This window comes from Microvirga tunisiensis (assembly GCF_009296175.1).
Classification (GTDB): Bacteria; Pseudomonadota; Alphaproteobacteria; order Rhizobiales; family Beijerinckiaceae; genus Microvirga; species Microvirga tunisiensis.
This window is the reverse complement of the sequence record NZ_VOSK01000192.1, coordinates 1-12,841: the sequence shown is the minus strand read 5'-3', so window position 1 is coordinate 12,841 and position 12,841 is coordinate 1. Positions and strand designations below refer to the sequence as shown.

The following is a 12,841-nucleotide window of genomic DNA, read 5'->3' as shown; positions in this document are numbered from 1 at the left end:
AACAGATCGCGATGCTCATCCAGCCATTGTGACATCGCCTTCAACTCGCAGCCGATCTCGTGCGTGGCGAAAAGATCGAATATGCTGGCTTGGACGGTGCGTTCTTGGCGCATTGTCGGCTCCGGCGGTGGCAGGGCTTTGGACTCAGTGGCATGATCCAAGATACCTGAAACCGCCGGGCCTTGCTCGCGCAAAGCTATGATTCACGTAGTGAAATCAAACGTTTGCCGTTTGTGGACGGAAACTAGACTAGAGCTTCATCAGATCCGCAAGTCGTTCGGCAATGTCGATGTGCTGAAGGGAATCGACCTGACCGTCGAGGACGGTGAGTTCACCGCCTTCGTGGGCCCGTCGGGATGCGGAAAGTCCACGCTGCTGCGCCTGATCTGCGGGCTCGATGAGATCACCTCGGGTCAGATGATGATCGACGGTCAGGTGGTGAACGACGTGCCACCCGCCAAGCGCGGCCTCGCCATGGTGTTCCAGTCCTACGCGCTCTACCCGCATATGTCCGTCGCCGACAACATGGGCTATGCCCTGAAGCTGGCGGGTACGCCGCGCGAGGAGATCCGTCGTCGGGTCGAGGCGGCGGCGAAGGTGCTGCGGATCTCCGATTACGTGGACCGCAAGCCGCGTCAGCTGTCGGGCGGTCAACGCCAGCGTGTCGCCATCGGCCGGGCCATCGTGCGCGAGCCGAAGATCTTCCTGTTCGACGAGCCACTCTCCAATCTGGATGCCGCGCTCAGGGTCGAGATGCGCATCGAGATCGCGCGCATGAAGGAGCGACTCGGCACAACGATGGTCTACGTCACGCACGATCAGATCGAGGCCATGACGCTCGCCGACAAGATCGTGGTGCTCAATGCCGGTCGCGTCGAGCAGATCGGCTCCCCGCTCGATCTTTACAACGCTCCGGTCAATCGCTTCGTCGCAGGCTTCATCGGAAGCCCACGAATGAACTTCCTGTCTGTCCAAGAGCAGAGACTCGAAGGGAGCCGGGCGAGAGTGCACGGCGGGCTCGTATCGCTGAATACGCTGCCGCCCGAGGCCCCCAGCGAGATCGGTGTTCGCCTCGAGCATCTCGAACTTTGCGCGCCCGGGAGCAGCAATGCCCTGAGCGGCACGATCGTCATGACCGAGCATCTCGGCAGCGACACCTATGCGTATGTGGGGCTTGAAGGCACAGATGAGATGATCGTCGTGCGTCTCGACGGAGAGCGGTCGATTCGTCAGGGCGAGCATGTGGGTGTCTCGGTCAATCCGGACGCAGTCCACGTGTTCTCGGCTGACGGACGGACGCTGGTTTCCGCAAAGCCGATGGCGAGGAACGCAGCATGAGCATTCATTCTGAACTCATCCCGCGTGTGACGGTTGAGGGGGCCGTTTATCCGAGCCTGAAAGGGAAGGGGGTTCTGATCACGGGGGGCGGGTCCGGCATCGGCGCATCCCTGGTCGAGCATTTCTGCACGCAAGGCGCCCGTGTCGGATTCATCGAACTGAACTCGGACACCGCGGACGAAACAGCCCGACGCATTGGAGCGGCGACCGGCAATCCGCCGCACCACGAAGCGGTGGACCTGCGCGACATCGGGGCACTTCGCACTGCAATCAGCTCCCTCTCGGAGCGGATCGGACCGGTCCGGGTTCTGGTCAACAATGCCGGCAACGACGACCGGATGCCTCTTGAGAACGTGACGCCCGAATACTGGGACGAGCGCTTTCAGACGAACCTGCGCCACCAGTTCTTTGCCGCGCAGGCGGTGATCGGCGATATGGCCCGAGCCGGGGGCGGATCCATCATCAATATGGGATCGATCTCCTGGATGCGCGGAGCTGCCGGGCTGATCTTCTACACGACGGCAAAATCCGCCGTCATGGGGATGACGAAGTCGCTCGCGCGCGAGGTCGGCGAGCGCAACATCCGCGTCAATTCCATCGCTCCCGGCTGGGTTCTGACCGAGCGCCAAGTAGAGCGGGCCAAGCGCATCTATCACGGCAAGTTCGCGGAATATCTCGAGGTGCAGTGCCTCAAGGAACATCTCCTGCCACCGGACATCGCCCGGATGGCGCTCTGGCTTGCTGCCGACGACTCACGTCTCGTGACCGCGCAGACATTCATCGTCGACGCAGGGGTGGTCTAGCGCACAACCGCCCTTAAGGGAAAATATGTGCGCGGGAATATGGGGTTTTTGCTCCATATCGGGAGGAAGAACGATGAAAAAGATCAAGTCGATTGCTTCAGTTGCGATGCTTGCAGCGGGGCTTGGCTTCTCGGGCCAAGCCGCGTACGCAGCCGACATCAGCTTCATGAGCTTCAGTTATGCGGAGGAAGCCGCCAAGCCCTCCGTGGAAGCATTGCTCAAGGGATTCGAGGCGCAGACCAAGCTCACGGTTGAACCGCTGGGCTATGCCTGGGGCGATATGCAGAAAAACATCTTCCTGCGGTCTCGCTCCAAGACTCTGCCGAGCGTCGCACAGCTCTCGGAACGCTGGCTTCCGAGCTTCGCCAACGTCGCCGGTCTCGTCGACCTGAACGAGGTCTATGGCAAGGACAAGCTGGCTGCGATTTTCGCCCCGGATGCTCTTGCCATGGGGCAGATCGGATCCAAGCAATATGCTCTGCCGCTCATCTCCGGCTCCATCGGCCTCATCGCCAACAAGGCGGTGCTTGAGAAGGCCGGCGTCACGAAGACGCCGACGACGATCGAGGAGTTCAGGAGCGCCCTGGTCGCCGTTCGTGACAAGGTCCCGAACTCGGTGCCTTACACCATGGCGACCAAGAACAACGGTTCGATCCTTCTCGACTTCATGATCTGGACCTGGACCTTCGGCGGCGAGATCATCGACGAGCAGGGCAAGGTCAAGATCGGCAACGGCGATGCCGGCAAGCAGGCGCTCGGCTTCATGGTCAGCCTGATGAAGGATCGCCTTGCCGCTCCCGAGATCGACCGGCCGGATGCCCGCCGCTTGGTGGCCCAGGGCGCTTCGGCCTTCTTCTTCGATGCCCCTCAGGCAAGGACGCACCTGCGCAGCTTCTCCGGCCAGGGTCCGGCTTTCGACGCCAATGTTCTGCCGCTGTCAACGCCAGTAGCCGTTGCCGGAAAGGAACCCGCTTCCATTCAGTGGGGGCATCTGCTGGTTCAGTTTTCGGCCGATGGCAAGGCGAAAGCGGACGCGCCGGCCAGCCAATTCATCACCTATCTAACCTCGGATGACGCGCAATCCAAGTTTCCGCTCGAGCAGAGCGCTCTGCCGGTGACGAAGTCCGCGCGGGCCAATCCGAAGGTGACGGGAGACGCGTTCCTGACGGCCTGGGCCAAGGCGGCGGGCAACCCGCGCCGCAACGAGGTTGGAATCTGGCCGAATGCCGCCGAACTGACGCAGATCATCGGCGAAGAGGCACAGGGTGCGCTGCTCGGTCAGAAGAGCGTCGACGACGCAATCCAGGCGATGCACAAGCGCCTCGAGACGTCCATGGCGAACGTCAACAAGCAGAACTGATCCTCCCGGCTGGCTGCACATCCCGGTGCAGCCAGCCGAACTCTCCTTCATTTCCTTGCATGTGATGATTCCATGAGTCTTGCCGCCGAGATCACATCAGCTCCTGCACCGGTCCAGGTATCTCCGCATGCCGTCCGCGGCGGGCTCAAGGCCGGCCAGCGCCGGATCGGCATGCTGCTCCTGCTTCCGGCGGCCATCGCCTTCGGCCTCGTCATCCTCTACCCATTCCTCCAGGCACTGGCGCTGTCCCTGTTCGAGTACACGCTCGAGACGCCGGCGCCGCGGTTCTATGGCCTGCGAAATTTCGCCAAGTTCGCCGCAACGCCGGACGTCTGGCAGGCTTTCGTCACCACGGCCATCTATGTGTTCTTCACGACCACAGGGACCCTCATTCTGGGACTCGGCTGGGCGCTGATCCTGAATCAGCCGTTTCGTGGCCGTGGATTGCTGCGCTCCATGTCCCTTCTCCCCTGGGTCTTGCCGAGCACCGTGAGCGCCTTCGTCTGGGGCTGGATCTTCAACAGCCGCTACGGTGTGCTGAATGCGTTCCTGCTGGAAATCGGCGTCATCGATATGCCGCAGGCCTGGCTTTCCACGTCCACCGGGGCCATGATCGCGGTAATCATCACCAAGATCTGGCTGTCGATCCCGCTCTTCATGGCGTTCTTCCTGGCCGGGCTGCAGAACATGGACCGTGAGCAGGTCGATGCGGCCAGGGTCGACGGCGCCAATAACTGGGCGGTCCTGCGCGACCATGTTCTCCCCCACCTCCGCCCGGTTCTGATCGTCGTGGTGGTGCTCGGTGTCATCGGCAATCTGCAGCAATTCGATACGATCTATGCCTTGACCGGGGGTGGTCCGGTTCGCGCAACCGCGGTTCTCTCAGTGGAGGTCTACCGTCGCGCCTTCGAGCAATGGGATGTCGGTTTTGCTTCCGCCATCGGCGTGCTCTGGGTGGCGACCCTGCTGCCGCCCGCCTTCCTGTACCTGCGCATGCTGGTGAAAGGCGCCTGATATGTTCGATCTGTCCAGCACCCTCTCCAAGGTGGTCTTCGGCCTGCTCCTAGCGCTGATAGGCCTCTTCCTGTTCTTCCCGCTCTATTGGCTGGCGATCTCGTCGGTGAAGTCGAATGCCGAGCTCTACAGCATCGTTCCGACACCGTTCCCGCTTGCGCCGACGCTGACGCATTTCGTGACCGCCCTGACGACGGGCAAGTTGCCGATGTATCTGTTCAACAGCCTGGTTGCCTCTGGCGCGAGCGCTGCCCTCAACACCCTCCTGGCGCTCTATGCCGGCTACAGCTTCGCAAAATACCGCTTCGCAGGCCGTCAGCCGGTGATGCTCTTCATGCTCTCCGCGCAGATGTTCCCGTTCGGGTTGCTTCTGATCAGCATCTATCCGCTCATGAGCGAGATCGGCCTATTGGACACCCGCACGGGGTTGATCCTGAGCTACATCGTGTTCGCCCTGCCGGTCTCCACCTACATGCTCTACAGCTACTTCTCGCAGGTTCCTGACGAGCTGATCGAGGCGGCGCGCGCGGATGGAGCAAGCGATCTGCGCATCTTCCATACGATCGTCATCCCGATCTCGATCCCGCCGATCGTCACGGTGTTCCTCTATTCTTTCATGTGGTCGTGGAACGATCTTCTCTATTCGATGACGCTCATCGTGTCGGACGAGAAGCGTACCATCGGACCCGGCCTGCTGCTCACCTACCTGAACGAGGTCAACTCGGATTGGGGTGGGGCCATGGCGGCGTCCCTCCTGGCATCGGCTCCCATCGTGGCCGCATTCCTCTTCCTCCAGAGATATTTCATCCAAGGCGTTACGGCAGGAGCTGTCAAATGACGACACCGCTTTCCGGTGCATTTCCGGTACTTCCGACCCCCTTCCGCTCCAATGGAGCCATCGACGAGACCGACTTCAGGGCGATCATCCGGTTCGCACTCGAGAGCGCCGTCGACGGTGTCGTCTATCCCGGCGTTGCCAGCGAGGTGGATACCCTCAGCGAGGAGGAGCGGCGGCGTCAGGTCGATCTTCTGGCCCGCGAGATCGACAATCGCATTCCCATCATTATCGGCGCGAGCGATCCCGATCCCGCTGTCGCGGCTCGTCACCTCGCCCATGGCGCCGAAATCGGCGCTGCCGCGGCAATGGTGATGGCGCCCGGGCATCTCGGCAACTCGATCGACGCCCAGATCGAGTATTTCCAGCAGGTGGCCGCCGATGCCGGTGTACCGATCATGCTGCAGAACCAGCCCAAGCCCATCGGTGCCGGATTGACACCGGAGGAGGTGGCGGCGGTCGCCTCCGCCGTCGACATGATCCGTTATGTCAAGGAGGAAACCCCGCCTTGCGGGCAGCACCTCACGCGCATCAGGAACGCAGCGAACGGTTCGGTGGATGCGATCTTTGGCGGCGCTGGGGGGCGCTATGTGATGGACGAGATGGCCAGAGGTGCCGCCGGCACCATGCCGGCCTGCGAACTGGCCGACATTCACGCCATGATGATGAAATCCTGGCGTGAGGGAGACATCGCGACGGCGCGGAAACTCTATTCCGCGTCTCTGCCTCTTCTGAATTTCCAGGCGATCTTCCGGATGCACATGACCAAGGAAGTCCTGCGTCGACGCGGCGTGATCCGGAACACGTTCGTCCGCGGCAAGGGGCCCAAGTTTGACGAGGGAGACCGTGCCGAACTGACGCTTCTCCTTCAGGAGGCCGCGCTTCCCTTCAAGCATCACCGGCCGGTCTGATCGATCATGAGCAACTCGGTCGACGCCATCGTCAAGGTTGAAACCTTCATCATCTCGATTCCGCGCGAGGTGCCCTATCTCGGCCCGCTGAAAGAGGGAGAGCATATCAACGAGCGTGGTTACCTCGTGCGCAAGGGCAATCGCACGATCTATCCCTCCACGGACATGACCTTGCTTATCAAGGTGACCGGCGAGAGTGGGCGCGTTGGTTGGGGCGAGTGCTACGGCATCGTGGCACCCGAAGCGACGAAGGCCATCATCGACGATGTCTTGGGCCCCGTGATAATCGGGCGCGATCCCGGAGACGCCGTCGTGATCCACGAGGATCTCTACGATCTCATGCGGGTGCGCGGGTTCTTCGGGGGATATTACGTGGATGCCCTGGCGGGCGTCGACATTGCGCTCTGGGATCTAGCCGGCAAGAACCTCGGCGTTTCCGTCTCCACCCTGCTTGGCGGGCGGCGGCATTCCACGATCCCGGCCTATGTGTCGGGACTGCCGCGCGCCACATTGCAGGAGCGTTGCGATCTCGCTGTCGATTGGGTGGCAAAGGGCTATCGCGGCATCAAGTTTGCGGCGGTCGTGTCCGACGAGGGTATCGTGCAGGAGATGCTCGCCCTGCGTGAAGCGGTCGGACCCGACATCGACCTGATGGTCGACCTGCACTGGAAGTTCGAAGCGTCCGAAGCCGTGCGACTCATCCGACGCCTTGAGGCTTCGAACCTCTACTTCGCTGAGGCCCCATGCCAGCCGGAAGACCTGGAAGGACAGGCCCGGGTCGCGCGGAGCATCGGGGTGCCCCTGGCGCTCGGGGAAGAGTGGCGAACCGTCTACGAATATCGCCCAAGGCTGGAAGCTCGCTGCATGGGTGTGATCCAGCCTGAGATCGGTCACACCGGTATCACCGAGTTCATCCAGATCGGCCGGATGGCGCGGACCTTCCACATCAATACCGTCCCGCACGCATCCATCAGTGTCGGTATCTTCATGGCGGCAAGCCTAGTTGCCTCGTCGGCTCTTCAGCGGATCCCCTATCACGAGTACCAGCACTCCGTTTTTGATCGCAATCTCGCCTTTACAGACAGTGATATGAGTTGTGCGCAAGGCCAATACACTGTGCCGACGGGAGCAGGCCTTGGGGTCGAGCCCAGGAATGAGCTGTTCAACTTCGTCGTTGCGGAAGGGCGAAGTTCAAATCGATAACGAGGCTTCCCACGACAGGTCGCTGTCTGATCACTCCGCAGTCAATGGTGCGTGCATCATTCTAACCGGTTCAGAGCTTTAGCGATCTAAGACCACCTTAAAGCGAACCAAGTCCCTGTTCATGGTAGGCCGCTTTGACTGCCAGTTGAAGCGGGTCAGATACAGATGGAATGTGTTTCCAGCCGATTGGAAGACAGGAGATGGGCTGTCGTGATCGATGATCGAGGGATAGTCGTAATAGGTCTTTCTCTCTGTTGTTCCCCACGGTGGATCGAACGGGGCAAGCAGGCTCGCTGACGACCAGTTCTCCAAATCCGACGAGGTCGCATAATAGACACCGCCGGTATCATTCGCCCGCGTGGACCAGACAACCATCCAGAGGTTTTTGGCCTCCAGCCAAATCAGAGATCGTATCTTTCCGGTTATGTCGCCGTTGCCGAGACGATCGCATTTTGCCTGAGCGGGCTCTTCCCCGCTCGATGGATAAGGGTTCGGCGGTGAAACGAAGCGCCCTTCGCTCATCATCCGCCAGCCTGCCACAAGGTCGGATCGGGGAGCGCGGAACAGGCAGTTCCCACGCCCGCCCGGTTCTGCGGCATCCTCCGTCCAGGCGATGAAATAGGCATAGTCTCCATCGAAGACGGTATTCGAGAGCGTGAGAAAGCCTGCGGCGGTGATGCCCGTGTCGAAAGGTTTGTTCGATCCAGCAATGAGGCGTTGGTTGCGGGGTAACAACTCGAATGAGAAATCCCGTTCGTTCGCCTCCAATCCGACGATCGAGAGATACCAGCACTCCGGCTTGCCGGGTCCCTTGGCGCAAAGCCCGTCGTGGCGGAGCCCGGAGAACTCCTGGCTCGCCAATCCGAGAATGCGGTCGTCGCCGAGAGGGATGAGGCTCTGAACCCAGAAGCGATCATCATAGGCAGAGGGATCGGCGGATTCCTCGCCTTGCGAGACGATCGAGCAATCGGGGCGAAGCTTGGCAAAGTTGAGCCCTTCGAGGACCCTATTCCGGAAGTGAGCCGCAATTAGAGCCACAGAACCGTCACGGCGGCGATAGGCCCTGGCAGGGGAATCGGGGATTGAGCGCCAGTCGCATCGCTGCCGCTCATAGCTGTAGACCTCTTCAGCCTCGGAAGAGATTGAAAAGTGAAGCGATCCAGCCGAGGTCACTGCCGTGCTCATCATAAGCATCAGAACCAGCGACCCTGCGAAGGCGTTCCAACGTCCGATCTTATTCGTGAGATCCTTGAAGTAGGTCACGATGAAGCGCCTCCCTTCTGCGCGGTCCGGCGGCCTTGGGAGACATTTCTCATGAGGTCGACAACAGGGACAGGATCTACCGTGACTTGACGCTCCATCATTTCACTTGCTGGCGGCAATCCGATGTAGGAAGGAAGCCGGTTGGATTCTATTGGCCGTTAGAAAGTCGAGATACCTCGAGGCCGCTTCACTCCGATGCCTGTCATAGGCATCGGGATCGAAATTGATCATCTTCTTCAAGCTGGAACGGGTGAGCGGCGCGGTCAGGTCGGATGCTGCGACGGACGGAACTCCCGTATTCTCGCAGAGCTCGCGGGTTCGTGAATCGATTGTGACAGTCAAGCCCATGCGCTCGGCCTGAAGAGCCAAGGCCACCCCGTGGTAACGGGATCCAATCGTGAAGTCATGCCGGCGCAATGTGTCCATCCAGGCCGGAACGTCGTAGAAGGAGCGGACATAGTTCCGGCACCACGCCTTGAACTCCTCGAAGGAATAATGAGGAACGGTGTGGTTATGGATCTCCTTGAGAGCATGAGGATCGATGTCATCGAAAATGCCTCGAGATACCCTGATCATCTCGCCCATCGACTGGACCACATATTGACCCGGATACATCGGGTCCATCATCAGCCCGATCAGCTGATGTTCGATGTTGCGGGTCTTCACCCACGCCTGGTGACCTGCTGCGACTGAGATGGAGCGCGGCAGGGGGAGCTGCGACCACTGCTTGTGGATTTTCTTGCCCAGACCAGGCTCCTGGTTCGTAAAGTACGAAGGACAGCCTCCGGCAACGGAGCCGTGGGTGCCGAGCTTATCGAGCTGTGAACTGGTGAAGGCGCCGCGGGTATAGATGTTGGATGTCGACGAGGACGGATTAGATCGCGCAATGACCTGGGTCCACCGGTACGTCCCATCTGTGAGTTGGATGTCCTGATCGTAGCTGTCGGCCTGAGCTCCAAGCCCAATGGCAACGATCGGCAAGCCGGATTTTTCCAAGTTGTCCGCCATGTTGCCGTAATCCGTGTGGCGTCCCAATTGGTTGGCACACGGAATGACGATGATATCGGCATTATCTCTCAGGGTTTCCGCCGACGCGCTCCAACCGAAGAATTTGACCGGATTGGAAATGTGACTGGCAATGGCATGAACAAAGGCCAGATTCCCATTGTTGTGACCGATACCATTGTAGAGGTCTTCAAAAGCCGAGTTCGAATAAAGACCCAGAGATGGGTGCTTCCATAGGATTGCAACCCGCAGAGGCTTAGATGGCTCTGCCATCTTTAGCGCGGGCTGATCAAGCGTATTATCTTTAGTGATTTCGTCTAGCATATGATTCCATCCTGAAATCGATTGTCTGTCTGGTTGCCCGCGCAACTGAAGGCTGGTTTCGGAGATAGGGAGTGCCGAAGCCCAAAAGGACTTTTGTCCTGAAGGGGACGATCTCGTGCGAGTGCGCGATACTCAATGTTGCGATCCCAATTAAGCTGCTCTCGCTCGGCGAACCTTCAGGCCGTTCTCCCATGCCAGTGCATGGCTGATGATCGCTTCCAGGTCGTCGAACTTCGGAGACCATTTCAAGACCTCGTGAATCTGAGCCGCACTTGCAATCAGCGTCGCGGGATCTCCGGGCCGCCGCGCAGAAAGGTTCACGGCAAAGTCGACGCCCGATACCCGCCTGACAGCCTCGACGACTTCGAGGACAGAGTATCCACGGCCATAACCGCAGTTGAGAACGATGCTGTCCTCGCCTGCGTCGAGATAGTCGAGAGCGAGCGTATGAGCATGAGCCAAGTCCGAGACGTGGATATAGTCACGCAGGCATGTGCCGTCGGGAGTCGGATAATCGTTTCCAAAGATCTCAAGCCGAGATCTCTCGCCGAGAGCTGCTTGGGTCGCGACCTTGATGAGATGCGTCGCCTGCCGGGTGCTCTGCCCGCTTCGGCCATAGGGATCGGCGCCGGCAACGTTGAAGTACCGAAGGGCTACAAAGCGCAAGGGATGAGCACGAGCGACATCTCGCAGCATCATCTCCGTCATCAGCTTCGATGTACCATAAGGCGAGACCGGATTGAGGGGCGTCGTTTCGGAGATCGGGCTCAGTCTGGCGTCGCCGTAGACGGCAGCCGTCGAAGAAAAGAGGAACTTCTCGACACCGCTCCGTACCGCCGCGCTGATGAGAGATCGCGATTTGACCGTGTTGTTGAGATAGTAGCCTAATGGATCCGTGACGGATTCCGGAACCACGATCGACCCGGCGAAATGGGCAATAGCCTTGATGCCATGCTTCTGTATAATATCTGAAACGAGAGCTTCGTCGCCCACATCCCCTTCAATGAGGGTCGCCGAAGAGTGGACCATCCACTCAAAGCCGGTGCTGAGATCGTCGAGGACGACGACATCCTTTCCGGCATCGGCCAACGCCAAAACCATATGGCTTCCGATATAGCCGGCACCACCCGTTACCAATACAGTCATGACTGACCTCTTGCTCTTGGCTGTGACTTCGGGAAAGCGAAAGGGATGCCGCAGCTTGATGGATATCCCTGATTAGACAACTAATACCAACTCCCGTTGATCAGAACTCGTGCGCCCAGTCACGCAAGCCGATGGACATGATGGTCCAGGGCTGGTCCGTGAGCTTGGTCCAAGCCGCGCAGCAGTGATCGAGAATGTCGGTGTAGGATGTGAAGATCCGGTTCGAGAGCCAGTTCTCCCTCAGATATTGCCAGATATTCTCCACCGGGTTCAACTCGGGCGCTTTCGCCGGCAGCGGCACCAGGGTGATGTTGGCCGGCACCTGCAGTTTGCGCGAGACATGCCAGCCCGCCCGATCCAACAGCAAGACGGCGTGCGCCCCCGGCGCCACCGCCTGCGCGATCTCCTTCAGATGTTCGTTCATGGCCTGGGTGGTGCAGCGGGGCAGCACCAGACCGGCGGCTTTGCCGTGCGCTGGGCAGATCGCCCCGAAGATATAGGTCGAGGCGGTTCTCAGGTCCCGCGGTGCCGAGGGCCGCGTGCCGCGTTTGGCCCAGCGGCGGGTGATGTTGTTCTTCTGGCCGATCCGCGCCTCGTCGGCAAACCAGATCTCTAGCGGCTTGCCATCAGCCTCGTTGCTCGCGATGTCTGCCAGACGCGCGGGGAAGTTTTTTTAAACGCCTCGACCGCCGCTTCGCTCTTGGCATGATGGCGCGGACGAGCCGAGAGCTTGCGATAGCCCAGCGCCCGCACCTCCCGGCTCAGCGCCTGTTTGGAGATCGGCAGCCGGTATTCGTCCCAGAGCCACTGGATCAGATCGATCAGCCGCCAGCGCACCACCCCGTGCACCGCCGGGATCGGACCAGCCTCGATCATCTGCACCAGATGCTGGCGATGGCGATCCGTAAGCCTCGAGGGCTGGCCCGGCGGCTTGCGGTCGATCAGGCCGTCAGGCCCTTGAGCGTTGAACTTGAGCACCCAGTCACGCACGATCTGCAGCGTCACGCCCCCGATCCGGGCTGCCTCGGTGCGCGAGGCGCCCTCATAGATCGCTGCCAGCGCCAGAAGCCGCCGCGCCTGAGGCGCATTCTTCGTCTGGCGGGCGAGCGCGCGAAGCTGATGAGCATTGAAGTCAGTTCGGAGTGGAATCGGCATGGCACCCTTCCCTGGTTTACCAAACTGAATCACACCTCCGCCAGGCCAGGAAATCACGAAAGAGTCAGCCCTTCAGGGACTTGGTATAAGAGGCTGGTGAGCAATTATCTTTCCTTTCGCGTGAGGCGACGCAGCAGGATGCGGCTCATGGCGAGATAGAGCAGCATTTCACCGGTCTCGACCAAGCGTTCGTAGTCCTTGGCGAGCCGCCGGTTGGTGGTGAGCCAACCGATGGTCCGCTCGACAACCCACCTGCGTGCGAGCACCTGGAAGCCACTCGGTCGCGTCGGCGGCTCCGCGTCAGCCCGCATCCAGGTTCCGCCGCTCCACCAATGCTGCGGGATGGATAATCTCCAGCTCAGGGCCTTCTGGAGCCAGTCCTTCAGCCCACGATAAGCCGTGTCGGCCCACATCAACTCAATGGCCGGAAACAGATTCTGCAGACCCTCCAGCAGGAGTTCGGCTCCGGCGCGGTCATGGAGGT

12 protein-coding genes are annotated in these 12,841 nt (G+C 60.3%); 7 read left to right on the top strand and 5 right to left on the bottom strand.

Annotated elements, in window-relative coordinates:
- The first annotated feature begins 210 nt into the window (after positions 1 to 210).
- The 7 genes from FS320_RS28925 (at position 211) to FS320_RS28895 (ending at position 7,464) form a co-directional block, all read left to right on the top strand.
- Complete coding sequence (locus FS320_RS28925; RefSeq protein WP_338105524.1) at positions 211 to 1,338, top strand: ABC transporter ATP-binding protein; 1,128 nt, start codon at positions 211 to 213, stop codon at positions 1,336 to 1,338.
- Positions 1,335 to 2,141, top strand: a complete 807-nt coding sequence (locus FS320_RS28920) for an SDR family NAD(P)-dependent oxidoreductase (protein WP_152715728.1) — start codon at positions 1,335 to 1,337, stop codon at positions 2,139 to 2,141. The genes FS320_RS28925 and FS320_RS28920 overlap by 4 nt, the downstream gene beginning before the upstream one ends.
- 73 nt (positions 2,142 to 2,214) lie before the next feature.
- On the top strand, positions 2,215 to 3,501 hold the full coding sequence (locus tag FS320_RS28915) for an ABC transporter substrate-binding protein (RefSeq protein WP_162003304.1): 1,287 nt from the start codon (positions 2,215 to 2,217) through the stop codon (positions 3,499 to 3,501).
- A 72-nt stretch (positions 3,502 to 3,573) separates the two neighbouring features.
- Positions 3,574 to 4,515, top strand: coding sequence for a carbohydrate ABC transporter permease (locus FS320_RS28910; RefSeq protein WP_152715726.1), 942 nt, complete (start codon positions 3,574 to 3,576; stop codon positions 4,513 to 4,515).
- 1 nt (position 4,516) lies between these two features.
- Positions 4,517 to 5,353: a carbohydrate ABC transporter permease gene (locus FS320_RS28905; RefSeq protein WP_152715725.1), complete on the top strand. Its 837-nt coding sequence runs from the start codon at positions 4,517 to 4,519 to the stop codon at positions 5,351 to 5,353.
- On the top strand, positions 5,350 to 6,261 hold the full coding sequence (locus FS320_RS28900; protein WP_152715724.1) for a dihydrodipicolinate synthase family protein: 912 nt from the start codon (positions 5,350 to 5,352) through the stop codon (positions 6,259 to 6,261). Before FS320_RS28905 ends, FS320_RS28900 begins: the two co-directional genes overlap by 4 nt.
- Before the next feature lie 6 nt (positions 6,262 to 6,267).
- The gene (locus tag FS320_RS28895; RefSeq protein ID WP_152715723.1) at positions 6,268 to 7,464 is read left to right on the top strand and encodes a mandelate racemase/muconate lactonizing enzyme family protein; all 1,197 of its coding nucleotides are present in this window, start codon (positions 6,268 to 6,270) and stop codon (positions 7,462 to 7,464) included.
- A 78-nt stretch (positions 7,465 to 7,542) separates the two neighbouring features.
- Here FS320_RS28895 and FS320_RS28890 read toward each other — a convergent pair whose 3' ends face one another.
- The 5 genes from FS320_RS28890 to FS320_RS28870 form a co-directional block, all read right to left on the bottom strand.
- Positions 7,543 to 8,727: a glycoside hydrolase family protein gene (locus FS320_RS28890; protein WP_152715722.1), complete on the bottom strand. Its 1,185-nt coding sequence runs from the start codon at positions 8,725 to 8,727 to the stop codon at positions 7,543 to 7,545.
- Positions 8,728 to 8,829: 102 nt separating this feature from the next.
- Positions 8,830 to 10,005, bottom strand: a complete 1,176-nt coding sequence (locus tag FS320_RS28885) for a polysaccharide pyruvyl transferase family protein (protein ID WP_244627457.1) — start codon at positions 10,003 to 10,005, stop codon at positions 8,830 to 8,832.
- Between the two features lie 201 nt (positions 10,006 to 10,206).
- The gene (galE, locus tag FS320_RS28880; RefSeq protein ID WP_152715720.1) at positions 10,207 to 11,202 is read right to left on the bottom strand and encodes a UDP-glucose 4-epimerase GalE; all 996 of its coding nucleotides are present in this window, start codon (positions 11,200 to 11,202) and stop codon (positions 10,207 to 10,209) included.
- A 100-nt stretch (positions 11,203 to 11,302) separates the two neighbouring features.
- A protein-coding gene (locus tag FS320_RS28875; RefSeq protein WP_152715719.1) for an IS630 family transposase occupies positions 11,303 to 12,357 on the bottom strand; the annotation gives its coding sequence in 2 pieces (ribosomal slippage) (positions 11,303 to 11,871 and positions 11,871 to 12,357; 1,056 coding nt in all).
- A 104-nt stretch (positions 12,358 to 12,461) separates the two neighbouring features.
- Positions 12,462 to 12,841, bottom strand: a 380-nt coding sequence (locus tag FS320_RS28870) for a transposase (RefSeq protein ID WP_152711663.1), incomplete at its 5' end; no start/stop codon positions are given.